At 51.3% G+C, this 25497-nt stretch carries 16 protein-coding genes; 13 read left to right on the forward strand and 3 right to left on the reverse strand.

The annotated features are described in order from the left end of the window. Positions 1-5: 5 nt before the first annotated feature. Positions 6-1790, forward strand: a complete 1785-nt coding sequence (gene atzF / locus NST84_RS08030; RefSeq protein WP_342565077.1) for an allophanate hydrolase — start codon at positions 6-8, stop codon at positions 1788-1790. 460 nt (positions 1791-2250) lie between these two features. Next, positions 2251-3513: a tyrosine--tRNA ligase gene (tyrS, locus tag NST84_RS08035; protein WP_342565078.1), complete on the forward strand. Its 1263-nt coding sequence runs from the start codon at positions 2251-2253 to the stop codon at positions 3511-3513. Between the two features lie 384 nt (positions 3514-3897). Here the strand turns inward: tyrS and NST84_RS08040 are convergent, their stop codons facing one another. After that, positions 3898-4083: a hypothetical protein gene (locus NST84_RS08040; RefSeq protein WP_342565079.1), complete on the reverse strand. Its 186-nt coding sequence runs from the start codon at positions 4081-4083 to the stop codon at positions 3898-3900. A gap of 216 nt (positions 4084-4299) precedes the next feature. Between NST84_RS08040 and NST84_RS08045 the strand changes: the two genes are divergently transcribed. The 3 genes from NST84_RS08045 to NST84_RS08055 all read left to right on the forward strand — a co-directional run bounded on the left by NST84_RS08045 (position 4300) and on the right by NST84_RS08055 (position 7269). Beyond that, the gene (locus NST84_RS08045) at positions 4300-5331 is read left to right on the forward strand and encodes an FIST N-terminal domain-containing protein (RefSeq protein WP_342565080.1); all 1032 of its coding nucleotides are present in this window, start codon (positions 4300-4302) and stop codon (positions 5329-5331) included. A gap of 13 nt (positions 5332-5344) precedes the next feature. Then, positions 5345-6376: a methyl-accepting chemotaxis protein gene (locus tag NST84_RS08050; protein ID WP_342565081.1), complete on the forward strand. Its 1032-nt coding sequence runs from the start codon at positions 5345-5347 to the stop codon at positions 6374-6376. A 170-nt stretch (positions 6377-6546) separates the two neighbouring features. Further along, positions 6547-7269 carry a GntR family transcriptional regulator gene (locus NST84_RS08055; RefSeq protein WP_342565082.1) on the forward strand — a complete coding sequence of 241 codons (723 nt, stop codon included), beginning with the start codon at positions 6547-6549 and terminating at the stop codon, positions 7267-7269. Between the two features lie 63 nt (positions 7270-7332). Here the strand turns inward: NST84_RS08055 and NST84_RS08060 are convergent, their stop codons facing one another. Next, a complete protein-coding gene (locus NST84_RS08060; RefSeq protein ID WP_342565083.1) occupies positions 7333-8724 on the reverse strand; it encodes an ATP-binding protein in 1392 nt (463 codons plus the stop codon). Positions 8725-9054: 330 nt separating this feature from the next. On the opposite strand from NST84_RS08060, the gene NST84_RS08065 reads away from it, so the two are divergent. From NST84_RS08065 to NST84_RS08085, 5 genes are all read left to right on the forward strand, one after another. Next, positions 9055-11439, forward strand: coding sequence for a phosphoketolase family protein (locus tag NST84_RS08065; RefSeq protein WP_342565084.1), 2385 nt, complete (start codon positions 9055-9057; stop codon positions 11437-11439). Between the two features lie 400 nt (positions 11440-11839). Continuing rightward, positions 11840-13732 carry a serine hydrolase domain-containing protein gene (locus tag NST84_RS08070; protein ID WP_342565085.1) on the forward strand — a complete coding sequence of 631 codons (1893 nt, stop codon included), beginning with the start codon at positions 11840-11842 and terminating at the stop codon, positions 13730-13732. 210 nt (positions 13733-13942) lie between these two features. After that, positions 13943-14776, forward strand: a complete 834-nt coding sequence (locus tag NST84_RS08075; protein WP_342565086.1) for a PRD domain-containing protein — start codon at positions 13943-13945, stop codon at positions 14774-14776. 116 nt (positions 14777-14892) lie between these two features. After that, entirely contained in the window at positions 14893-16800 is a 1908-nt protein-coding gene (locus NST84_RS08080) for a beta-glucoside-specific PTS transporter subunit IIABC (RefSeq protein WP_342565087.1), read from the forward strand. A gap of 393 nt (positions 16801-17193) precedes the next feature. After that, entirely contained in the window at positions 17194-18666 is a 1473-nt protein-coding gene (locus tag NST84_RS08085; protein ID WP_342565088.1) for a 6-phospho-beta-glucosidase, read from the forward strand. 958 nt (positions 18667-19624) lie between these two features. Here NST84_RS08085 and NST84_RS08090 read toward each other — a convergent pair. Continuing rightward, positions 19625-21619 carry a beta-galactosidase gene (locus NST84_RS08090; RefSeq protein WP_342565089.1) on the reverse strand — a complete coding sequence of 665 codons (1995 nt, stop codon included), beginning with the start codon at positions 21617-21619 and terminating at the stop codon, positions 19625-19627. Positions 21620-21862: 243 nt separating this feature from the next. Between NST84_RS08090 and NST84_RS08095 the strand changes: the two genes are divergently transcribed. From NST84_RS08095 to NST84_RS08105, 3 genes are read left to right on the forward strand one after another with little or no spacing between them, the layout of a single operon-like run. After that, positions 21863-22831: a sugar ABC transporter permease gene (locus NST84_RS08095; protein ID WP_342565090.1), complete on the forward strand. Its 969-nt coding sequence runs from the start codon at positions 21863-21865 to the stop codon at positions 22829-22831. Positions 22832-22847: 16 nt separating this feature from the next. After that, positions 22848-23735, forward strand: a complete 888-nt coding sequence (locus tag NST84_RS08100) for a carbohydrate ABC transporter permease (RefSeq protein WP_342565091.1) — start codon at positions 22848-22850, stop codon at positions 23733-23735. Positions 23736-23768: 33 nt separating this feature from the next. Next, entirely contained in the window at positions 23769-25406 is a 1638-nt protein-coding gene (locus NST84_RS08105) for an extracellular solute-binding protein (protein WP_342565092.1), read from the forward strand. Positions 25407-25497: the final 91 nt, after the last annotated feature.

Here is a 25497-nt window from a genome sequence, read left to right on the forward strand (position 1 = left end):
ACGATATGGCTATGGCCGAATTTCCGCTCAAGCTGTCTGCAGGATGGCTGCGGGACCAATACAGAAGCGGAGTGCTCACGCCGGAGACGGTTATCCGTGAAATTATCCGGCGTTCACAGGAGGATCAGGAGCTGAATATTTGGATTGAGCCGCCGGACTACGGGCGGATACTGCCCTATCTGGAGGCTATAAGCCATTTGGACAGAGAGGATTATCCGCTATGGGGAATTCCGTTTGCGGTCAAGGATAATATAGATGTGCAGGGCTTCCCTACCACAGCTGCTTGCCCGCAATTCAGCTATATACCGGACAGACATTCCTCTGTGGTGGAGCGCTTAGTCGGTGCCGGGGCGATTCCTGTAGGCAAAAGCAACCTGGATCAATTTGCCACCGGACTGGTCGGCACAAGAAGTCCGCATGGGGCGGTGCATAACGCGCTCAGACCGGAATATATCAGCGGCGGCTCCAGCTCCGGCTCGGCAGTTGCTGTTGCCCGCGGCCAGGCAGTCTTCTCGCTGGGCACGGATACTGCCGGCTCCGGGCGTGTACCGGCAGCGCTGAACGGTCTGGTAGGGTATAAGCCCAGCCTGGGTGCCTGGCCTACCTTGGGAGTAGTCCCGGCTTGCGCCAGCCTGGACTGTGTCACGGTGTTCGCGAACAGCCTGGAGGAAGCGTTGCTGGTTGACCGGCAGGTGCGCGGCCTGGATGTATCCGATCCCTGGTCCCGCAGTATCCCCCGGCAGGCAGACCGTCGTCCTGCCAGGCTGCTGTTTCCGGCAGAGCCGCTTGGCTTCTATGGCCCTCATGAGGAGGAGTACCGGCTGGCCTGGCAAGCAGCGGGTGATTCGCTGAAGGAGCTGGGGATTCCGGTGGAATACGTGGACTGTACAATGTTCTTCGAAGCGGCTTCCATTCTGTATGATGGCCCCTGGGTAGCGGAGCGCTGGGCAGGTCTGGGAGCATTTGTGGAGAATAACCGCGCTTCCGTGCTTCCTGTCACAGAACAGATTTTATCGTCAGGAAACGGGGAACGGCATACAGCCTCCAGCTTGTTCCAGGCCATGCACCGGCTGCAGGAGTACAAGGCTAAATCCCGCGAGCTGCTGCAGGACGCGGTGCTGGTCATGCCCACTTGTGGAGGCACCTGGACCAGAGAGCAGGTGGAGCTTAATCCGGTTGGCGCCAATTCGGATATGGGCCGCTACACCAATCACTGCAATTTGCTTGATCTGTCTGCGGTGGCTGTCCCTGCCGGAGAAGCTGCGCAGGATTTGCCGTTCGGGATCACTTTATTCGCGCTGGCGGACAGCGAGCATCTGCTGGCGGGAATGGCAGGCCTTTACCTTGGGGCTTCCGGCCTGGAAGATACGGAGCTGGCTGGGAAAGTTGAAACAGCAGATACAGCAGCAACCGTGCAGCAATATACTACGATTGCCGTCTGCGGCCTGCATATGCAGGGCTATCCGCTCGAAAAACAGATGACCGGTCACGGCGCTTATTTCTGGCGCGAGTCCAGAACGGCACCCTGCTACGATATGATCAGACTGCAGACTGCACCTGCCAAGCCAGGTCTGCTTAAAAAAGCCCGAGGGGGAGCCTCCATTCAGCTCGAGCTATGGAAGATGCCGGTTCAATCGGTTGGCGCATTTGCAGCTCTGATTCCCGCGCCGCTTGGGCTTGGGAAGGTGGAGCTTGAGGACGGAAGTGAGGTTATAGGGTTTATCTGTGAAGGCTATGCCGAGGCAGAAGCGGAAAATATAACGGCCAGCGGCGGCTGGCGTTATGCTTGATGCTAATCCCTGTAGCGGCCGGATTGACAACAAATTGTGAATTGGCTATACTTTCTGTAATCTTATAGTTTGTATACGTTGAACGAGCGCAGTAGCAGCTTAGTCCCTGTCACAGAAAGCCGGGGGGTGATGGAACCCGGTACACACGAGGGCTGCGAAATACACTCTGGAGTATCTTGGGTAATGCCAAGCGGGAGCAAGCGAACGATAACTCGCTTATGAGTGGTACGGATGGGCTGATTATAGGCTTCCCGTGCAATTTGGGTGGTAACACGGTTAATTCAATCGTCCCTGTGTCTGAAGAGACAAGGGGCGATTTTTTGCGTTTGCCGGGCTGGCTGGTTGTATGCCAACATAGCAGACATTGGCGGTCCGCGGATCTCTGCCGTACCCCGGGTGATGCTCATCCACCAACGTATCCCACTAACCATACTGATCACTAACAAAGGGGCTGTACATGTTGAATATTATTGATGAACTGGAATGGCGCGATGCCATTAATCAGCAGACGGATGCGGAAGGACTGCGCGAATTAACGAATACTAAGGCGGTTTCACTGTACTGCGGTGTAGACCCGACCGGAGACAGTATGCATATCGGGCATCTGATCCCGTTTATGGTGCTCAGACGCTTTCAGCTGGCAGGACACCGTCCGGTGATCCTGATCGGCGGAGCTACCGGAACGATCGGCGATCCGAGCGGACGCCAGAGCGAGCGCTCCCTGCAGACACTCGAGCAGGTGCAGGAGAATGTGGATGCGCTGACTGCGCAGATGAAGAAGCTGTTTATCTCTGATGATGACGCCAATCAGGTCCGTCTGGTCAACAACTATGACTGGACCAAGAACATCAATGTTATTGAATTCCTGCGCGATTTCGGCAAAAACTTCAGCATCAACACCATGCTCGCCAAGGATGTAGTCTCCAGCCGTCTGGACAGCGGGATTTCGTTCACCGAGTTCTCGTACCAGATTCTGCAGTCGATCGATTACCTGCACCTGTTCAAGCATGAGGATGTGCAGCTGCAGATCGGCGGCTCCGACCAATGGGGCAATATCACAAGCGGCCTGGACCTGATCCGGAAAAAAGAAGGCAACGAAGCAAAAGCATTCGGCCTCACCATCCCGCTGATGCTCAAAGCGGACGGCACCAAGTTCGGCAAAACTGCAGGCGGCGCTGTGTGGCTCGATCCGAAGAAAACAACCCCTTACGAGTTCTACCAGTTCTGGGCGAACACAGATGACCGGGATGTAATCAAATACCTCAAGTACTTCACGTTCCTCAGCAAAGAAGAGATCGAAGCTCTTGCTGCCAAAGTGGAGTCCGAGCCGCACAAGCGCGAAGCACAGAAAGCACTGGCGGAAGAGATGACCCGGTTCGTGCACAGTGAAGAATTGCTGGAGCAGGCTAAGCGTATTACCGCAGCACTGTTCAGCGGTGATATCCGCTCCCTGACTGCCGATGAGATTGAAGAAGGCTTCAAGGAAATGCCGACCTTCACTGCCTCGACCGAAACGAAGAATATCGTCGAATGGCTGGTTGACCTTGGTATCGAGCCGTCCAAACGCCAGGCGCGCGAAGACATTACCAAAGGTGCAATCTCGATCAACGGCGAGCGTGTAAATGAGCTTGAGGTAGAGATCACCGCTGAGCAAGCCATTGGCGGCAAGTTCATCATCGTCCGCAAAGGCAAGAAAAACTACAGCCTGGTAAAACTGGTTTAATTCCCAACTGATAAGTTAGGCGGCAAAAGCACACAAAAAGGCTATCCCGGTCATTTCACATGACCAAGGGGTAGCCTTTTTTGTTTTGGTTGAAAGGAAGCCCGTCCGTTAGCTCGGTTGGCGGGCTGAGCACAAGGAGTTTGTGGGAAAAATCCCACAAACTGCACCGTCAGTAGGCTGAATAGAGGTCATTAGTGGGAAAAATCCCACAAATAGCGCTGTCAGCACGGACATATTCTTGTCTCATTTGCTAATTGATAATTATTCTCAAACGGTCTATTGTTACTATATAGCCGGAATAATAGCCGGGTAACTTCCTATTCTCCCTAGTGGGCCCCAGCTTAGGCTCCCAGTTGTTCCTGCTAGTCTGCCAGCTGTTCCTGCTTAGTCTGCAAGCAGCTCCAGTTCATCCTCCAGCCCGGCCAATTTCCTCCGGATAGCGGCGGCAAGCTCCGTGTCGCCGTCTTTTTCCGCCTGTGCCAATCCTTCCTGTGCCTGGCTGATTTGATACTCCAAATAGGCAAAATCGGATGAGGCGCCCGGGTGTGCTGAGCGTTGGGAGTAAGTCATGCTTCACACTTCCTTTTTACATATTGTAGTCATTCCTGGCTGTCACCAAGTATGTCCATGATACAGGCTTTCGATGGTGCGCTCAACCAAAAGCGACATTATTCACAGACAGCAGGACCATTCTGGTTTAACCATAAGATAGTATCAAAAATTAAAACTAATTTTTTTGGAAAAGTTTGAAAGAGTGCTCCCCGCACAGAAAGGTTGTTATACATAATGAAAGCTTTATCGTTTAATACGCTGGACGATGCAAGGCGTCAACTGGAGGAACTTGGAGAGAACCGCGGACTGGTGCTGTTTGCTTCAGCTGCTGCTGTCAGAGAATTGTCTCCGCTGGCCCCGCCGCATGCCGTACTGTGCTCGACCAAAGGCGAATACACTCCTGAGGGTTACCGAAGCGGCGTTATTACCGGCTTTGAATACGATGTACGCATGACGGGAATTGTTGAAATTCTGCAGCCGCCGGTTCTGAGCAGTGCCGGGCTGAATGCGGCCTATCAAAAGGTAAAAGACAATGCCAACGCTTTTCTGCTGCTGCTGTGCGACGGCGCGGCTGCGATGGAGGAGGCGATTCTTTCTTCGCTGTTTTTTATTGCACCGGAGTTTAAGGTGATCGGCGGCAGTGCAGCGGATGATGAGAGCGGCGAGACGTACATCTATATCGGCAGCCGGCGGGTAAAGAATCTGGGTATTTTTTTCAATATGGCTGCCCGCACCTCGCTGATCAAAGAGAATATATACGTCCCGACAGGCAACACGCTGCTGGTAACGGAGGCGGATGTGTTTGGCAGAACGGTATTTTCGTTTAACGGCCGGCCTGCGGCTGAGGAGTATGCCCGTGTGCTGGGCGTACCGGAAGAGGAGCTGACGCAGCATTTTCTCAGCAGTCCGCTCGGCAAAAGATATGAGGACGATCTGATTATCGCCTCCCCGATGACGGCCAATCCCGACCGCTCGGTCACCTTTTACAGCCAGGTGATGTCCAGTACTTATGTAGAGGTATTAGGTCTGGCCGACCCGCTGGCCGTGCTGGAGGAAACTCTAGGCGCAAGCCCGTACAAGCCTTCCTTTGTACTCAATATTAACTGCACTCTGCGGGACCAGCTGTTCAACCGTGACCGGCTGTGGGGCGCATTCGACGACAAGATGCTCAGCTTCTGCGGCAATACTACCGGGTTCATCAGCTATGGAGAGCAATATTATAAAAAGCATGCCAACCAGACCATGATTCTGCTGCTGGTTGAATAGGGGGAAATCGGATATGCAATGGATGACCAAGCTTCGCTCACTCCGGATGAAATCTCCGGCAGATACTGAGATTCTGATTCCAGAAGCTGCCGTGCCTGCTGGCGCGGTTGCTGAATCTTCAATTGAGCCTGTACCTGAACCGGTATCTTATAGCGTTCACGCTTATGCCTTGGCCGAGCAGATCCGCCTTGAGACCGGAGCAATCCTGCAGCAGGAGGGGCGGATGGTTGAAGAATTTGCAGCCCTGCGTGCAGGCAGCGGCGAGCTGATCAGTCAGGTCGGCGGGACACAGCAGCTGCTTGAACATCTGAAGGCAAACAGCGGGCAGACTGAAGACCTTATCAATGAAATGTATGGCAGCCTGTCGTATTCCTCCAATAAAATCGAATTCGCGAAGGAAGCCAACGTACAGATTTCCGAGGAAATGCAGAAGGCGTCAGCTGTATTTACCGAATTTGTTACCTTGAACGAGGAGCTGCGCCGGCATTTCACCAGTATTGAACAGCTGGCGAGAGTCATTACGGATATCGCCGAGCAGACGAACCTGCTGTCGTTAAATGCTGCTATTGAAGCAGCCCGGGCAGGTGAGCATGGACGCGGCTTTGCAGTTGTGTCCACGGAGATCCGTAAGCTTGCCGACAGCACCCGCAACCATGTGAAAGAGATAATGGGCTCACTCACGGGAATGACCGATGTGATGGAGCAGCTGCACAGCAAATCCGGCGACGGAACCAGGGCAATGACTGAAACGGCTGAGCGGATCAGCCAGTCTACCGTTTTTATGAATGAGATTGTGGAAGCGGAGGAGGAAGTGTTCGAGCATCTGGAGAAAATCCAGGTGTCCCAGGAGAGCAGCATGGAGGATGTCGAGCAAATTAACAGCGGCCTGCTGCGTATTCTGGAGAAATCCGGCCAGGATTCGGACCAGTTCCAGAAGCTCGTAATGGCGGTCCAGCAAAAAGCCGATCATTATCAGCAGCTGCTCAACCATTTGCATCAGATCGAACAGCTGCAACAGCTTGACATTACGCAGGAAATGCACTGAGCGTGCGCTTGAATTGAATATCTGTACAGCATGAACCCGCAGCCTGCCTGAATCCCGGCTGCGGGTTTTTGCGGCCGTCCGGCCGGATGACGGTATGACAGAGACACTGATTATGCTATAGTTAACAGTAAGCTTTACGAAGTGACAGCAGACCTGAAAGGGAGTACTTCATGACACAATTTGTCTACAAGCAGATTATTGATGACCTCAAAATGAAAATTTTTGCCGGAGCATACCCGGATATGCGCCTGCCCGACGAACGGACGCTCAGCGAGACCTATCAGGTCAGCCGCAGCTCAATCAAACGTGCACTCGCCAAGATGGAGAGTGTCGGCATTATTTTCAAAAAACGGGGCTCAGGCACCTTTATCAATCCCTTGTACATAAAAAATGAATCGATTTTCAATTATGAAGGCTCTAATCTGGGGGTGACCGATAACTTCCAGATGCATGGCACGAAGCCCAAGGTTAAGGTGCTGAATTTCGAGGTCATTCCTCCGACCAAAGAGCTGCAGCGGGATTTGTTCCTCGGGCCCCATGATTTTGTGTATAAAATCGTCCGGCTCCGTCTGTTCGACGATGAACCGTTCATGATTGAAACCGGTTATATCCCGATCAAAATTGTCCAGGATCTTAACCAGACGATTATCGAAGGCTCGATCTTCAATTATCTGGAGGATTCCCGTAATCTGGCGGTGACCAAATCATTTCTGTCCGTGTTTGCAGAGCCGTCCGAGGCCAATGACCAGGAGCTGCTGCACCTGTCGCCGAATGAGCCTGTCAGCATCATGGAAGGGATTTTCTTTCTGGATAACGGGACTCCGCTTGAATTCTCGCATATGAGATTCCACTACAAATATCTGAAATTTAATACTTTTGTATCGGTCACTTGACCGCTGGTCCGGGAAATTTCCCGGACTGTTTTTTTGTTGGCTGGGAGAAGAGAGGCAGGAGGATTAAGGCGCAGAAGTAAAGATGCCGAATTCGGCTGTGAAAACAATCGTCGTGCCGGTTGAAGCCAGCTCTGCTGAAGCGAGGCCGATCTCACCGTTCATCAGTGTCACAATCCGCCTGCAGATTGCGAGACCAAGTCCGGTGCCTTCTGTCTGACGGGTTATATTGTTATCTGCACGGTAAAAGGGAAGGAAGAGCCGGGATTGTTGTTCAGGAGGTATGCCGCTGCCGGTATCCTGTACACTAAATTGCAGCCGGACTGTATCAGAAGAAGCCGAAAGAAGATGTACTGCAACCGAAATGCTTCCTGCTTCGGTGAATTTTACCGCATTCCCCAGTAAATTCAGCAGCACCTGCCGCAGCCGGCCATCATCTCCGGTTACAAGCTCTGGAATGTCGGAGCCGATAGAAACGTTAAGCTGAAGCTGCTTGTTCCAGATAGCCGGAGTAAGCAGCTCCAGTGTCTCCGCTATGGATTCCCGCACACTGAACGGCTCAGCCAGCAGCTGTCCGAAGCCGGACTCCAGCTTGCTGTAGTCCAGAATGTCGTTGACGATCCGCAACAGGGACTTGCCGCTTTTTTGGATGGTGGAAACGTACTCCTGCTGGTGGTCATCCAGCCCAGTTGCGGCCAATAGCTCAGCCATGCCCAGCACGCCGTTCATCGGCGTTCTGATTTCATGATTCATCATGGCGATGAACTCATTTTTGGCCTGGTTGGCCAGCTCCATGGCTTCTTTCTCAATGAGCAGATGCTTTTGTTCATTCAGCAGCTGTCTCTGCACCGATAAGGAAGGGAAAATCACTTCTTCCGGAGAGTGATACCTGTAGAGGGGCGATTTAATAAACTCCAGGTCCATCATTACATACTCATGCTCTCTCATGAGTTCAGTCTGCAGGGAAGCAGAGATAGCAAGTGCATTATAGGCGCATACAGAGACCATTCCATATTCACGGACAAAACAGCAGGTCTGCCGCTCATAATTCATCAGGTTGCCGCGGATTTTATCCTCGCCATGCTCTCCCCAGGTCATCACATTAGCCCACGTACGCAAAGAAAGGCCTTTATGCTGAAAGGTTCCCGTTACATCCTCAAAGTGACTCACAATATGCTCAAAATCAAAATCTCCCCGGGAGCCGTAATAATCAATGTTGTTTGCATAATGCAGATATTCAAGCTGGTCAGAAGGGAGGAATTCAGCCAGTTTATTTAAGATAAGCTGATAAGTGGCTGCTTGCTCAATGAACAAAATATGATGGCCAAGCTCAATGGCAGTTGTAATATAAGTCAGCGCATTATCAACATAACGATCGTAATCCTCGAACATATAGATGATATGTCCCCCGTCATTAACGCTTGTCAAAGAATTTAACATGATTGTCTGTGTACTCATAACTATAACTCTCCGATCTCAGCATTTAATTAACATTATAGTTTAAAATGTCGTCCCAGTCACTTCAACGCAGCTTCGAGTCTAGTGCGCTAAATGTTATTTATTTCGCAACTCAGTACTTTTAGCGGATGATAAAAATTGGGAAAATACATGAAAAAGAATGGTTTTGTCTATCGATTACCAGGATATTTCATACTATGTTCAAAATTTCACAAAATTGGACCGTATCACTTGTCTAAAAGGTTGTATTTATTTTTATCAGAGGTATGATGTACCTGTAGAGAGAAAAGATTGGAAATTATAATTACAATCAATTAGGGAGTGGAGAAAATGGGATTATCGACCATGAGTGTTGATTATTCATCAAAAACGTATCTGGAGAAGCTGGATGCTTACTGGCGGGCAACAAACTATATTTCCGTAGGACAGCTGTATTTAAAAGACAATCCGTTGTTAAGAGAACCGCTTAAGGATGCCGATGTCAAAATCAAACCAATCGGACACTGGGGCACTATCCCCGGCCAGAACTTCATTTATGCCCATCTCAACCGTGTAATTACTAAATATGATCTGAATATGTTCTATATTGAAGGACCGGGTCACGGCGGCCAGGTTATGGTGTCCAATTCCTATCTGGACGGCAGCTACACTGAAATTTATCCGGAAATTACCCGGGACATCCCCGGCCTTAAAAAGCTGTTCAAGCAGTTCTCCTTCCCGGGCGGCGTAGCTTCCCATGCTGCACCTGAAACACCGGGATCAATTCATGAGGGCGGCGAGCTGGGCTATTCCTTGTCACACGGCGCCGGCGCTATCCTCGACAATCCGGACCTAATCTCCGCAGTTGTCATCGGTGACGGCGAAGCTGAAACCGGACCGCTGGCTGCATCATGGTTCGCCAACCGCTTCATCAACCCTGTTACAGACGGAGCTGTGCTGCCGATCCTGCACCTGAATGGCTTTAAGATTAGCAATCCAACCATTTTGTCCCGCCAATCCAAGGAAGAGATCACTGCTTACTTCACGGGCATGGGCTGGGAACCGTTCTTTGTCGAAGGCGAAGATCCGGAGCAGATGCACCCTGAAATGGCTAAGGCACTGGATACAATCGTTGAACGGATCGCTGCCATCCAGAAAAATGCGCGGGAAAATAATGACCTTACCCGTCCGCTATGGCCGATGCTCGTCTTCCGTTCCCCTAAAGGCTGGACTGGACCGGCACAGTGGGACGGCGTACCGAACACGGGCTCGTTCAGGGCCCATCAGGTACCGATTCCGGTGGATCAGAAGAATATGAAGCATGCTCCGGCGCTGCTGGACTGGATGAACAGCTACAGACCGGAAGAGCTGTTCGATGAGAACGGCCGCCTGTTTGCCGAAATTGCGGAAATTCTGCCTACTGGCGACAGACGTATGGGCATGAACCCTGTTACCAATGCCGGTAAGCTGATCAAGGACCTGAACTTACCTGACTTTACCGACTATGCACTGGACAATTCTGTTCCGGGTCAAGTTGTAGCACAGGACATGGCTGTTCTCGGTAAATATCTGAAAGAGGTTGTCCTGCGGAATGAGCCTGACCGCAACTTCCGGATCTTCGGACCGGATGAAACGATGTCCAACCGTCTCGCGCCTGTATTCGAAGTAACCAAACGCCAATGGCTGGACCAGGTTAAGGAACCAAACGATGAGTTCTTGGCTTCCTACGGCCGTGTTATCGACTCCCAATTGTCAGAGCATCAGGCGGAAGGCTTGCTTGAAGGGTATGTGCTGACCGGACGTCATGGCTTCTTCCACAGCTATGAAGCGTTCCTGCGCGTTGTGGATTCAATGATTACCCAGCACTTCAAATGGCTGCGCAAGGCAACCGATCAGGGCTGGCGTGCCGATATCCCTTCACTGAATGTCGTGGCAACCTCGACTGTATTCCAGCAGGACCACAACGGCTACACTCACCAGGACCCCGGTCTGTTAGGCCACCTGGCTGACAAAAAGCCGGAATTCATCCGTGAATATCTGCCGGCGGATGCCAACTCCCTGCTGGCTGTATTCGATACTGTGCTGAATGACCGCCAGAAGATCAATCTGATCGTCTCCTCCAAGCATCCGCGTCCGCAGTGGTTCAGCGCAGCAGAGGCGCAGGAGCTGGTTGATAAAGGGCTGAAGATTATTGACTGGGCAAGTACTGATAACGGCGGTGAACCGGATGTGGTCTTTGCTTCCGCCGGTACAGAACCGACGATCGAAAGTCTGGCTGCCATCTCCATTCTGCATGAGAAATTGCCGGAGCTGAAAATCCGTTATATCAACGTAGTGGACCTGCTGAAGCTGAGAAGCCAGAAGCTCGATCCGCGCGGCTTGTCCGACGAAGAGTTTGATCAATTTTTCACAAAAGACAAACCGGTCATCTTCGCTTTCCACGGCTATGAAGGCCTGATCAAAGACCTGTTCTTCGACCGTCGCAACCACAACCTGCATGTGCATGGCTACCGCGAAAACGGCGACATCACCACTCCGTTCGATATGCGCGTGCTGAACCAGATGGACCGCTTCGACCTGACAAAGGAAGCTGTACTGAGCCTGCCGGAGTCCGACGAGCATACTGCCATCGCCGCTGAGATGGACGCCATGGTCAAGAAGCACAATGCCTTTATCCGTGAAGAAGGCATCGACCTGCCGGAGGTTGAAAGCTGGGTCTGGAAGGGCTTGAAATAAGTTTGGTATATTGGTTTGAGGCCTGCTCCCTTGTTGGGGGCAGGTTTTTTTGTTCAAGGCAAAAGTGGAATGCGGAATGCTGCTAACGGACCGTACAGCCTTTATTTGCTGTGTGGAGAGCATTTTCATAATCTAACGGACCGTAATGCTCTTATTGCTCCTATATGGGTGATGATTAGAAGCAAAAATTGACAAATAAGCGCACTGGAGTCCGTTAGCCTGACAAAAATGGATTTTCAGCAGAAATAAGAGCGCTGGAGTCCGTTAGAGCTTGGTGCAGGCTGGCTTGCAGCACTATAGGAAAAATTTGCATCCTATTTCCAGTAGAAACGTAGTAGCCGTTATACAGACTTATGGAATTAATTTACTATAATACCAGCATTACAAAAGGAGGCTGTACATGAACTTGAAAAGAATGTTTGCATTATTCAAGCCGCCGGTTATTTGTCTGACGGCTATTCTATTACTACTCTCCGCCGGATTTCCTGCGTATGCGGCAGAAGGAGGAGGGCCGGCTAATGATGAAAGCCCTTCCGGAATCAGGTTGTCTGCACTTGAAGCCGTTATTGATTCTTACATAACCCCTGCCCGTATGGTAACTACTGCTGCCCTATCCGTTGCTGTTGTCAACAACGGCGAAACTATTATTAACAAAGCCTACGGCTTAGCGGATGTGGAACACAATGTCCCCGCTGATACGGATACAGTATTTGAATGGGGCTCCGTCACGAAGCTGCTGGTCTGGACGAGTGTGATGCAGCTGGTGGAGCAGGGGAAGCTGGATTTGCGGACAGATATCCGCGAGTATCTCCCGGAAGGCTTTTTCAAGAACCTGAAATATGATGAGCCGATTACGCTGCTCAATCTGATGAATCACAATGCAGGCTGGCAGGACCGGTATACAGGTTTATATTATTCGCAGGAGGAAGAGGTTCCCGATCTGGCTGAGGCGCTGCGTATCTTTGAACCACGGCAGGTTTATAAACCAGGCACTATTGTAGCCTACTCCAATTACGGCGCTGCCTTGGCAGGCTACATTGTGGAGCAGCAGAGCGGACAGCCATTTTATACATATGTTAGAGAGTATATTTTTGGGGTGCTGGGGATGAACGCTACTTCCTTTCACCCGACGATGCAAGACAACCCGGCTGTTGCCGCCGCAAGAGATAAGGTCCAAGGCTATACCGCTGACCGGAAGCTGATAAAGAAGAATAGAGCCTATATGGGGATTTATCCGGCAGGAGGTGCACTTGGTACTTCAGCAGATGCTGCAAAGTTCATGGCTGCGCTTATGCCGCCGGCAGGCAGCAAGAGTCCATTGTTTCAGAGTAATGCAACACTTGAGCAAATGCTGATGCCAAGCCTGGCATATGAAGGCACTAATGTGCCGAGAATCGCCCACGGTTTTTTTGTAAATCAGCATGCAGTCCGGACACTGGAGCATGGCGGCAATACATTAGCTTTTTCAAGCAGCTTTGTAATAGATCCTGTTTCCGGGTTCGGAATGATTGTCATGGTTAACCAGCAAAATGAAGGCCAGTATTGTGTCGGGCTTGTTGACAGAGTCTTTGGTACTTACACAGCAGAGGCTTACACAGGCGAAATGCCGGACAGCTCGGAGGTAGAAGGGACCTACATACGCGCACGGCGGGTAGTTCAGGGATTTGGAAAAATGTTTGAATATCTCAATCTGGCTGAGCTTAAAGCGGTCAACAAGCGCGTGTATAACTGGAATGGAGTGCCCTCTAACCAATATGCACCCGATGCCTATGCCAAGATATACTCTTCAGGTTCCGAGTACTTTGTAAGAGATAACCAGGGGAAGGTTGTCATGCTCTCAACCCCTTACAGTGATTATTTACCGCTTACAGGCTTCGCGGCCCATAGTACCGGGATCTCCCTGATTGTTCTCGGACTCGGGGCAGCACTTAGCATAATTGCACTTGTTATTGATGTAATAAGCTGGATCATACGCCGTTTTAAGAATGTGAAGAAGCCTTTATCCGGGATCGATAAATATCATTTGGGCGTTAGCCTGACCGGTCTTCTCATTGTTCTAAACAATGTAGTGATGATAAACCGCAGCCTGAATTACACTTCATACGCTTTACTGCGCGTTCATCTTATATTTAACATGCTCTATGTTCTGCTGGCCGCCGGATACATAGTAATGCTTCTCCTGAGGCTGCGGCGCTCGAACAGCAAAAGAATGAGAAAAGTAATGTACGTGCTGTCCGGCCTGTCGGCTGTATTATTCAGCGCGCTGATCATCGGTTGGGATTTGTACTTTTAGCATGCGGGGCGGATGCATAGTTCAGACTGCGGCTGGTTAAAATTAGGTTGCAGATTTTTTTGAAGAGTGGTTGACACCGTTTTCAGCTTGTGTTAAATTGTTTCCGAGGCTTGTTACCGGTAATGCGGGCAAAACCACAGTGGAAATGATTCTGTCATGTCCATTGTTGTTTTGCCCTTTTTTGATTCCTCAAACACAGGTGGGTTTCTAGTGATCATCAAACAAATTTTTAACAACAACATCGTCAGTACGCTTGATGACAAGAACCAGGAGCTGCTGATCCTCGGCCGGGGTATCGGTTTCCAGTTCAAGGCAGGCGACACGATCGATGAAGGGCGGATTGAAAAAATCTTCCGTCTGCAGGATGCCTCCATCTACGAGCGCTTTAAGGCGATTGTTACCGAGGTGCCGATCGATATTTTGCAGGTGACGGATGATATTGTCAGTCTGGCACGCATGCAGCTGAATAAGCAGATCAGTGACGGGATTTACGTATCCCTGTCGGATCATATTAACTTTGCCGTTCAGCGGATGGCCCGGGATCAGATTGTCCGTAACCCGCTGTCGTGGGAGGTGCAGCACTTCTATAAGGCTGAGTATGATGTGGCCAAGGAAGCGCTGACGATTCTCCGGGAGCGGCTGGGGATTGATTTTCCGAAAGAAGAGATTTGCAATATTGCGCTTCATTTCATAAATGCTGAAGTCAATGATTCGATGAACGATGTGACGCATCTGATGCAACTGCTGCAGGAGATTATGAACATCATCAAATATCATTTCAGTGTGGATCTGGATGAGGACAGCGTCAACTATTTCAGATTCATTACGCATCTCAAATATTTCTGCCAGCGGGTAATCACGCATTCCAGTCATGATGACACGGAGGAATATCTGTACGAGGTTGTCCGCAAGAATTACCCGGAGACGTTCAAATGTATTATCAAGATCGAAACGTTTATTCTCAAAAACTATGATTATGTCATGACGCATTCCGAGCAGCTCTATCTGACACTGCATCTGGAGCGGCTGATGAAAAGGAAATAACCAGGGCTTGTTACTGTTCAATCAGGCAAAACCCGGATGAGGCACGGCACGCGCGAGGGCGCGGAGACTGTGTGTTCGTTCGGGTTTTTTAGTTGCCAAAAATAGGGGGAAATAAGATGAAACATCAGGAAACGGCACAGCAAATCGTCCAGTCTGTGGGCGGGGTGGACAATGTCAACTCGGTTTACCACTGTGTAACCCGGCTGCGTTTTGAGCTTAAAGACAACAGCAAGGCCGATCAGGCTGCACTCAAAAAGCTGGATATGGTCATGGGCACCAACATCTCAGGCGAGCAATTCCAGGTCATCATCGGTAACGATGTGCCGAAAGTCTACGATGAGATGGTAAAGGCTTACCCTGCGCTAAAACAAAGCGGCGAGGGCAGCAAAAAAGAGGATGGAAAGAAACAGAACGTCATCCTGAAGATTTTTGAAACGATCGCAGGCGTATTTGCGCCAATGCTGCCGGCTATCACAGCTGCAGGTATTCTCAAGGGTCTGCTGGCCCTGTTCGTAACGCTGGAATGGCTGACAACCGGAACGGATACGTACCGGATTCTCTCGGCCATTGGTGACGGTGTGTTCTACTTCCTGCCGATTCTGATCGCTTTCAGCGCAGCCCGGAAATTCGGCAGCAATCCGTTTATTGCGGTTGGAGTAAGTGCGGCATTAATGTATCCGGATATGGGGGCATTATTGTCGAGCGGTAATCCGGTTGCTTTTCTGAACATTCCGGTTACTGCCGTATCGTATGCTTCATCCGTTATTCCGATCCTGCTGGCCGTATGGCTGCTCTCTTATGTTGAAAAGACAGTGGACCGTTTCATCACGCCATCTCTGAAATTACTGCTTGTTCCGTTAATTTCGCTGCTTATTATGGTTCCTGTAACACTGATTGCAATCGGACCGCTGGGAACCTTTATCGGCGACGGCCTGTCCGGCGGCATAAACTGGCTGCTCAATGAAGGCGGGCTGATCTCCGGTATCGTCCTTGGCGGTGCAATGGCCCTGATTATTATGACGGGTATGCACTACGCGCTGGTTCCGGTTATCATCAGCAATCTGGCTACACTTGGCTTCGACAAATTCCTGCCGCTGACTTATATCTCAAATATGGGACAGGCTGGAGCTACACTGGGCGTATTCTTTCGGGCAAAGGATAAAAAGCTGAAATCCGTAGCACTCTCCACCAGCTTCACCGCGCTTATGGGTGTTACCGAGCCGGCGATGTACGGTGTGAACATGAAATATAAAAAGCCGTTCATCGCGGCGATGATTGGTAGTGCGGCAGGGGGCGGCTTCGCGCTTGCCTTTGGTGCCAAGGCTTACGCACTTGCCGGTAACGGCGGTATTCCGGGTCTTCCGGGACTGGTGGGACAGACGTTCTGGTACGCTTTTGGCGGAATGGTTATTGCCTTTGTAGTCGGCGCTGTCGTTACAGTGCTGCTGGGATTCCAGGAAGAGGAGGATGACGCTGCACAGATCTCCGGCAATATTGCTGCTAAACCTGCTAATGAAGCACCTGAGGCTGCTGCTCCGGCATTGGTTGAAGTAGAAGCAGCTTCCGCAACTGCAGACAGCACGGCTTATGCGCCAATGACAGGTAAAGCGATTCCTTTAAAAGAGGTCAACGACCCTACCTTTGGTGATGAGCTGATGGGCAAGGGGATTGCTTTTGTGCCGACAGTTGGTGAGCTGGTATCTCCAGTTAGCGGTACGGTAATGAACGTATTCAAAACCAAACATGCAATGGTCATCCGTGACGCTAACGGCATGGAACTGCTGATCCACGTCGGCATCAACACCGTTAAGCTGCGCGGCCAGTTCTTTGATGCTCATGTGCAGACCGGTGACCGGGTGCAGGCGGGCGACAAGCTGCTGACCTTCGATCTGGAGCAGATCGCGCAGAATTATGATATTACGACCGCGATGGTTGTTACGAACACTGCTGATTACAAGCAGATTCTGCCGGTTAAGCTGGGTCCGGTTGGGTTTGGTGAGCCGGTGGTGCGGGCGGAGCTGTAGGCTGGACGTTAAGCCATGCTGGGTGAAGCCTCAAGATTGGACAGTAGACGACATTAATCCGTACCTAATTCGGGAATTTCCCGGGCAATTAGATCAATTTTGTAGTACTAACTAGGGATGGTTTTTACAGGCGCAGCAAAGACGGAGCACTTTTTACAAAAAAATATAATATAGATTGAACTTGAAAACTTAAATTAAGGGGAAAGTGGCGGAGGAGAATTTTGGAACTGGAGGAACGGAAGTGTCCGCCTTTGTCTGCGGATTTCCACCGCGAACAGCGGTATCAAACCAAGAAATCTGCAGACAACAGCGGCCGGAAGTCCAAAATACTCTGGAGTCACGGCCATTCCTAAAATTTACACTTTATAGTTCAATCTATATAAAACCAAGGAGATGAGCGCATTGAGCATACAGCAAGGGTTTCCGGAAGGGTTTTTGTGGGGCGGAGCGATCGCTGCCAATCAGGCGGAAGGTGCATTTGATGCGGACGGCAAAGGGCTGTCTACCGCGGATATGGTGCCTTATTTTAAGAAAAAGGATTATACCAATCTGAAAGAGCTGATGCATGTCACCAGCGAATCCATTCAGCGGGCAATGCAGCACACTACGGCTGAGGGGTATCCGAAGCGCTACGGGATTGATTTCTACCACCGTTATAAGGAAGATATTGCTCTGTTCGGCGAGCTGGGCTTCAAGGTGTTCCGGATGTCGATTAACTGGGCGCGGATTTTCCCTAACGGGGATGATGCTGAGCCGAACGAAAAAGGGCTGCAGTTCTATGACGATATGTTTGACGAGATGCATAAATACGGGATTGAGCCGCTGGTTACCATGTCCCACTATGAAATGCCGATGTCGCTGGTGCTGAACTATGGCGGCTGGAGAAACCGCAAGGTGATTGGGTTTTATGAAAAGTATGCAGAGACAGTGATGACCCGGTACAAGGATAAGGTTAAGTACTGGCTTACTTTTAATGAGATCAACACGACCGTCATTGAACCGTTCACCGGCGGCGGCGTGGTTGAAGATACAGTGGATAATATCCGTGAAGCGTCTTACCAGGCGCTGCATCACCAGTTCGTGGCCAGCAGTCTGGCAACGAAAAAGGGCCGCGAGATCAATCCGGACTTCCGCATCGGCTGTATGCTGGCGCGCATGATTCACTATCCGGCAACCAGTAGCCCTGAAGATGTACATCAGGCGCAGGTGGACAACCAGCTCAATCTGCTGCATACCGATGTGCAGGCGCGGGGCAGTTATCCTCCGTTTGTAAAGCGGTATTTTGCCGAAAATAACATTAATCTGGTTGTAGAGCCGGGAGACGAGCAGCTGCTGCGTGAGCACACCGTAGACTTCATCTCCTTCAGTTACTACACTTCGCTTATCTCTACAGTTGATCCGGAGAAATACGGCGTGACCGGCGGGAACCTGTTCAGTACGGTGAAAAACCCGAACCTGCAGGTAACCGAGTGGGGCTGGCAGCTTGATCCGATCGGCCTGCGAATTGTGCTCAAGGAGCTATATGACCGTTATCAGCTTCCGCTGTTCGTCGTGGAAAATGGTCTCGGGGCAAAGGATAAGGTGGAAGAAGACGGTTCAATCAACGATGACTACCGGATCGATTATCTGCGCAAGCACATCACACAAGTAAAAGAAGCTGTTCTGGACGGCGTTGACGTGATGGGCTACACCAGCTGGGGGGCGATTGATATCATCAGCGCCTCAACCTCCGAAATGTCCAAACGTTATGGAGTGATCTACGTGGATCAGGACGATGAGGGCAAAGGTACGCTGAACCGTTTCAAAAAGAAAAGCTTCTACTGGTACCAGAAGGCGATTGCCTCAAATGGTGCGGATTTGGATTAATAGCAGGACAGTGTGACGCGGTAGAGCTTTGCTGGTGCAGAGTTGTTGCGGGGGAATATAGCTGATATAGAGCTAGTGCAGATCTAAAGCAGATGTATTACAGAGCTAGTGCATTTCTAATGCAGAGCCATTGCTTAGTCTGCTGTTGGCAGGCTAAGGTTCAAGCGCCGGAGCGTTTAGTTGCAGTTTGTGCAGTTAAAAACGGTAAATTGCTGCCGCCGCTCCATATAAGTGTATTCTGTGCAGCAATATCTGCCCGTATCGGCCAAAAGTGGGTTTTGCGGACATTTTAATTGTATGGAATACACGTATATGTGTTTTCCGGAACAAAAGGGCTGTTTTAGTTGTATCAAGTACAGCTATGCAGGTTAGTTAGTTGGCAGGAATGATCGGCAGGGTATCGCTGACCAAACTAAGTGGAAATTTGCTATCTATTTCAGCTCCGACTACCCGAACAAGAGGATGCTTGTTGGAAAAAGCACACTTCATTCTGCTGTTATCGCGCTAAAGTAGCTTAACGGGCAGAAATAGATGCTGTTTTTCCACCTAATTATATAAAAATCTAATAAATGGTGGAATTAAGTAGCGAAAATCCAACTAGCTTTCGGGGAGCTATAAGTGACGTGAGTATGCGAGTAGGTAGAAGTAAGTGTGAGGGTAGACGTATGCGTAAGAGTGGGCAGTTAAGTAACTGAACACCTGAGATAGCGCAAATAGCAAACGACGTTTGTTACCTAACAGAAACAACCATTAAACATTACTTACAACATCTAAAAAGCAGTATGCAGCGGAATGAATCCGGCTGCGTACTGCTTTTTTTGCGATCAGATGAATGCGATCAGACGAATGCGGCCAAGTGAGAGTGACAAGTATATGGGCCTGACGTGTGTGACCAGCATATACGACTTCATTGCAGCATTACTCCCTCTCGATTGGTGCGCGGTGCTAAGCCGCACCCTCATTCCCCCAGCGCAATGAGCCGGTATTCATACGGCTCAAGCGTCAGAGGGCCGGCCGGCACAGCCCCGCCGGCCACAGCATCCTGCCCGCTCCGCGGCAGGATAACAGTGCCACCGTGACCGTCCATGTTCACGACGGTCCACAGCTCGCCCGCCGCGCCGCGCCGCGGGCACACCACAGTGCCCGGTGTGACGTCGCTGCGCAGCGTCACACCGGCCCGGCCGGCGTAATGCCCGATCAGCGCCTGCAGCAGCTGATCGCCGTCCCCGCCGGCCGGCAGCGAGCCGAGCATAACGATGGCCCCCTGGCCATACGGCTGCTCGGTCGCAAAGGCCAGGCCCGGCGTCCGGCCCTCCGTGATCTCACCGATCACGGAAGCCCCGCCGGGCAGCGGCTCAAACACCGCGCTCCATAAGGACAGCGGCGCGGACAGGCCAAAGGCCTGCCCGATGCTGCCGGTCCCCTCCATCGGGTAAATGTATTTGGTATGCACGCCTGCATACCGCTCAAGCTCACCCAGCGCGGCATCTGTATGCAGAGTGTGCTCCGCGGTACGGCCCCCGCTCAGCGGGCCGGCGATCCAGATGCCGCCGGCGTCAGCGAACGCCAGCGCTCTGTGCATAAACTCCGGCGACAGATAGTGCACAAAAGGTGTGAACAGCAGCTTATAGCCGCTGAGATCACCGCCTTCCGGCACCAGATCGCGGTGAAGGCCCATGTCGACAAACCTTTTATAGAAATCGCCGAGCAGGGAGCGGTAGTTCAGCTGCTTGTGCGGCTCGGTGGCGAGATAAGCCTTGGTCCGGTCCGAATAGGTGATGGCAACCTCAGCCTGTACCGGCCGGGTAGCCAGCATATGCGGCTCGATCGCCAGCCTGGCCTCTGAAGCAGCCCGCACATTATCGTAGCCGAGCGCCGGGTCACCCCAGGCGCTGAGAATCGAGCTGTGCGTCTGCTCGCTGCCGGAACGCTGCTGCCGCCACAGCCAGTAGCAGAAAGCTCCGGCGCCAAGCGCGTAAGCGGATACGGCTTCAGCAATCAAGTACCCGTCCGGATGCGGCTGGCCGTAGCTTGTAAGCGATCCGGCATATGCCGGGCTGGTCTCCATTAGCCAGAAATCCTCTCCCGGTTTGATATTGCGCCACAGATCACAGTTCAGCAGATAAGCGTGCCGGTTGGCCTGGGAAGCGTACGTGTCATATGAAGCGAAATCCAGCTCCCGGAACAGCTGCTCATTATCCACATGAAAAGCGACACTGCTGTTGTGGGTGATTGGCGCATCCGAATAGCGGCGCAGGATAGCAGCCTGTTCAGCGGCAAATTCAGCGATCTTTTCCATCTGGAACAGCCGGTACATCGTAACAAGCGAGGAGTTATGCAGGAATGGAGTGGCTACCGGCTGAGGTACCTGCTCAAACGCCTGATAGGTATGGCTCCAGACGGCTGTTCCCCAGGCTTCATTCAGCCGGGCAATGCTGCCGTAGCGCTGCTCCAGCCATTTATGCCACAGTAACCGGCAGGTTCCGCACATGCACTCTGCCACATGCGCCTTGAATTCATTATCGAGCTGCCAGGCAGCAAGACCGGGCAGCCGGCCCAGCTCTCTGGCCAGATGCTCGGCAATGATAGCAGCCCGCTGCCGGAAATAAAGGTTATTCGTGCAGATATGCTGCCTGGACCCGTGGCTCATGACTGTGCCGTCAGCCCGGACAAACAACCGCTCCGGATGCCCGTGCGTGAGCCAAACCGGCGGTGTTGCGGTCGGAGTACACATAATGGTGTCAATGCCATGATGATGCAGTTGCCGGATGTACTCTGCGAACGGGCGGACATCTATGCTGTCTTCCTCCGGCTCCAGCTCCGACCAGATGAACTCGCCCATCCGGACAAGGTTGATCCCGGTTTCCTTCATCAGCTGAAGATCCTGCTGCCGCTCCGTCTCCCCCCACAGCTCGGGGTACCATGCGGCGCCGTAATACAGTTTATGCTTCACTTTGGGCTTACCTCCAGGACATTATAATGAGGGAATTAATCTTCCGGCATCATAGTTGCTGCCTGTCAGGCCGGCAATAGTAAAGTTTTGCCGGCTTTGCACTTTTTTGAAGCAGGCTGTTCTGCAGAAGGAATACATTACAATCCAAAAAGTCTGATTGCCGGAAAAAGGTAACAGCCACATAATGGGAACCGCAGCCCAAGAGATTAGACAAGGCTGCATATCCTATCGGAGGTGAATGTAATGAAACAAGGAGCGGCGATGGGAACAGCGGAGATCCATACTGGCAGCGCCTACCGCAGCAAGCGGGAGCTGATCTTCAAACGTCTGAAGCGTGATAAATGGCTCTACATCCTGCTGACCCCTGGACTCCTGTATTTTCTGCTGTTTAAATATGTGCCCATGTGGGGGATTCTGCTCGCGTTCAAGGATTTCCAGCCTTTCCTCGGCTTCATGAAAAGTGAATGGGTGGGCCTGGAGCATTTCCGCACATTTTTCCAGAATCCTGACTTCTTCATGCTGCTGCGCAACACACTTGTATTGTCGCTGCTTAATCTGGTGTTCTTTTTCCCGGCGCCGATTATACTGGCACTATTATTAAATGAGATCCGGCTGTCCTTCTACAAACGGACGATTCAGACGCTGATTTATGTGCCCCATTTTATATCAATGGTTATCGTCGCCAGTATATCATATGTCTTTCTGACCACACAGGGCGGAGCAGTCAACGAATTTTTGTATACGTATACAGGCAGCAAAATCGACTTTCTCGCCGATCCTGACTGGTTTAGGCCGCTGATCATTCTGCAGACAATCTGGAAGGAATGCGGCTGGGGGACAATCATCTTCCTCGCTGCGCTGGCCGGTGTGGATGTAGAGCAATATGAAGCTGCTGTTATGGATGGAGCAAGCCGCTGGCGGCAGATCTGGCATATTACACTGCCGGCAATCCGCAGTACCATTGTTATTCTGCTGATTTTGCGGATGGGCACCATTCTGGACAACGGGTTCGAACAGATCTATCTGATGATGAATGCGCTCAACCGTGAAGTTGCTGAAGTCTTCGATACATATGTGTATGCGCTGGGGATTACCCAGGGGGCATTCAGCTATAGTACGGCTGTCGGACTGTTCAAATCCATCATCGGGGTAGTACTGGTGCTCGGCACCAACTGGCTCGCCAAAAAATTCGGCGAATCGGGACTTTACTAAGAAGGAGGCAACGTGCGTGGTTAAGAAGCAATATCGGAGCACGGGTGAGGTTGCATTTGACATCTTCAATTATATTATCCTGGGAATTATCGGAATCGTCGCCATTCTGCCTTTTCTGTTCGTAGTCGCCGGTTCGTTCGCAACAGAGGCGGAAATTACAAAGCGTGCGGTTTTCCTGATTCCTACAACGATCTCGTTTGATGCCTATAAATTTATCTTTTCAACGGATACGATTGTACGAAGCATCGGGGTCTCATTATATGTTACGGTCATCGGGACGATTGTGAATTTGTTCTTTACGGTAACAATGGCGTATCCGATGGCTAAGCGTTATCTGATGGGCCGTAACTTGATTCTCAATCTGGTTATTTTCACTATGCTGTTCGGGGGAGGCATGATCCCCACTTATCTGGTTATCCGTGACCTCCACCTGCTGGATACCTTAAATGCCCTGATTTTGCCGGGGGCAATCAGCGCGTTCAATCTGATTATCGTTAAAAACTTCTTCCAGGAGCTGCCGGTGGAAATGGAGGAGGCGGCACGGATCGACGGCTGCAGTGAGCTGGGCCTGCTATGGAAAATCGTGCTTCCGCTCTCAAAGCCGGTGCTGGCAACCTTTACGCTCTTTTATGCGGTAGGACACTGGAATAACTTCTTCTCGGCGCTGCTCTATATCAATGATCCGTCCAAATGGCCGCTGCAGGTCATGCTGCGCCAGATCGTTATGCTGTCCCAGTCGGCGGCCGGCGATCTCAGCCTGATGGACCCGAATTTTGTCCAGCCGCCTGAGCAGTCGATCAAAATGGCCGTAATCGTGGTCGGCACGCTTCCGATTATGTGTGTCTACCCGTTTCTGCAAAAGCACTTCGCCAAAGGGGTGATGCTCGGTTCAGTCAAAGGTTAATCTGTTATGCTAACATATAAAGGGAGGCCAATCATGAAAACGCTAAGCTCAACAGGAAAGAAATCCGTTAAATTCAAAAAGCGGTTGTTTACGCTACTGTCAACTATTATGATTGTAAGTGTAATGTCCGGCTGCGGAAGCAACAATGGAGCGAATAATGCAGCCGGAACAAACGGGGCTGCGGGCAGTGAAGGAACAGCCAAGCCGGAGACTACAGCGGGAGCGGAAGCAGAGAAACCGCTGGATCTGACGCTGATGCTGCCGATTTTTAAAACCAACTATCCGAAGGATGACAGCCCCGTTGCGGCTAAGCTGGAGGAGCTGACTAATACCAACATCCATTTTGAATGGGTGCCGAATGCTTCTTATACCGATAAATTTAACATCACACTTGCCTCAGGCAAGCTGCCGGATATTATTTATGTAGGCGATACCAAGGCTTCCAGCTTCGTTAACGCAGTCAGATCCGGCGCGTTCTGGGAGGTTGGACCTTACCTGAAGGACTATCCTAACCTGAGCCAGGCTGACCCGGTTATTCTGAACAACTCGGCCATTGACGGCAAGAACTACGGGATTTACAGAGGCCGGGCGCTGGGCCGCAACGGCGTAGCGTTCCGCAAAGACTGGCTGGAGAAGCTGGGACTTGAGAATCCGCAGACTGTGGATGAATTCTATAATATGCTGAAAGCGTTTAAAGAGCAGGACCCGGACGGCAACGGCAAGGATGACACCTACGGTATGGTCATGGTGAAGTGGACCGGCGGCTGGGCCAGCGGCTTCGACACCATTAAACTGTGGTACGGATCTCCGAACAGATGGGGTATCCAGGATGGCAAGCTCGTTCCTGAGCATGAATATCCGGAGTATCTGGAAGCGCTTAAATTTATGAAAAAGCTGTACGACGAGCAGCTGATCAACTCCGACTTCGCGGTTATGGACAGCTCCAAATGGACAGATCCGATCGTGAACAATCAGGCGGGCGTCATTGTCGATGTGGTGGATACTGCAGCGCGCATTGACGACAAGATCCATGCCGCACTGCAGAAAGACGGCAAAGACGAGCCTGACCGTCACTACATGGATGTCATGGGCGGCGTTACAGGAGCGGACGGACAGCTGCACACCCTTCCGACTTCCGGCTTCTCCGGCATGCTGGCTATTCCGAAATCTTCAGTCAAAACCGAGGATGAGCTGAAGCGTATACTGGCTTTCCTGGACCAGGTGAACGACGGGGATTTGCAGACGCTGCTGGGATACGGGCTTGAGGGTGTCCACTATAACCTGGTAGACGGTTATATCGAGCGTTCAGCGGATACCGTCCTGCTGGAATCGGAAGTAGAAGGCCTCAACCAGATGATTCCTTACATTCCTGATTCAAATGCTAAGGACGCGAAGCAAATCAAACAAACTGCACTGCGTGATAAGCAGACGCTGGTACAGGAAGAGAATAAGGCGACTATTGTTGTGAACCCGGCTGAAGCACTGATCTCTACCGTTTATACGCAAAAAGGCTCCCAGCTTGATAATGTGATCAATGATGCGCGCATCAAGTTTATTGTCGGACAAATTGACGAGGCCGGCCTGAAAGCAGCCTTTGATGTATGGCGGAAGACAGGCGGAGACGATCTGGTAAAAGAAATGAACGAACTGTACGCAAAAACGGCTAAATAGCGTCCGGCCCCGCTCCATGCACCGGCCGGAGTAGCCTCATTACCGCCGCAAGGCTGCAATGCTAAACTATGAATTCGGCTGGTGAATACAC

Source organism: Paenibacillus sp. FSL R7-0345, assembly GCF_038595055.1.
GTDB lineage: Bacteria > Bacillota > Bacilli > Paenibacillales > Paenibacillaceae > Paenibacillus_AQ.

What these genes read in the sequence shown, in the direction of transcription:
- atzF (WP_342565077.1), top strand. Translation starts at nt 6, where the DNA reads ATGGCTATGGCCGAATTTCCGCTCAAGCTGTCTGCAGGATGGCTGCGG.
- NST84_RS08040 (WP_342565079.1), bottom strand. Translation starts at nt 4,083, where the DNA reads ATGACTTACTCCCAACGCTCAGCACACCCGGGCGCCTCATCCGATTTT.
- NST84_RS08045 (WP_342565080.1), top strand. Translation starts at nt 4,300, where the DNA reads ATGAAAGCTTTATCGTTTAATACGCTGGACGATGCAAGGCGTCAACTG.
- NST84_RS08050 (WP_342565081.1), top strand. Translation starts at nt 5,345, where the DNA reads ATGCAATGGATGACCAAGCTTCGCTCACTCCGGATGAAATCTCCGGCA.
- NST84_RS08055 (WP_342565082.1), top strand. Translation starts at nt 6,547, where the DNA reads ATGACACAATTTGTCTACAAGCAGATTATTGATGACCTCAAAATGAAA.
- NST84_RS08060 (WP_342565083.1), bottom strand. Translation starts at nt 8,724, where the DNA reads ATGAGTACACAGACAATCATGTTAAATTCTTTGACAAGCGTTAATGAC.
- NST84_RS08065 (WP_342565084.1), top strand. Translation starts at nt 9,055, where the DNA reads ATGGGATTATCGACCATGAGTGTTGATTATTCATCAAAAACGTATCTG.
- NST84_RS08070 (WP_342565085.1), top strand. Translation starts at nt 11,840, where the DNA reads ATGAACTTGAAAAGAATGTTTGCATTATTCAAGCCGCCGGTTATTTGT.
- NST84_RS08080 (WP_342565087.1), top strand. Translation starts at nt 14,893, where the DNA reads ATGAAACATCAGGAAACGGCACAGCAAATCGTCCAGTCTGTGGGCGGG.
- NST84_RS08085 (WP_342565088.1), top strand. Translation starts at nt 17,194, where the DNA reads ATGAGCGCATTGAGCATACAGCAAGGGTTTCCGGAAGGGTTTTTGTGG.
- NST84_RS08095 (WP_342565090.1), top strand. Translation starts at nt 21,863, where the DNA reads ATGAAACAAGGAGCGGCGATGGGAACAGCGGAGATCCATACTGGCAGC.
- NST84_RS08105 (WP_342565092.1), top strand. Translation starts at nt 23,769, where the DNA reads ATGAAAACGCTAAGCTCAACAGGAAAGAAATCCGTTAAATTCAAAAAG.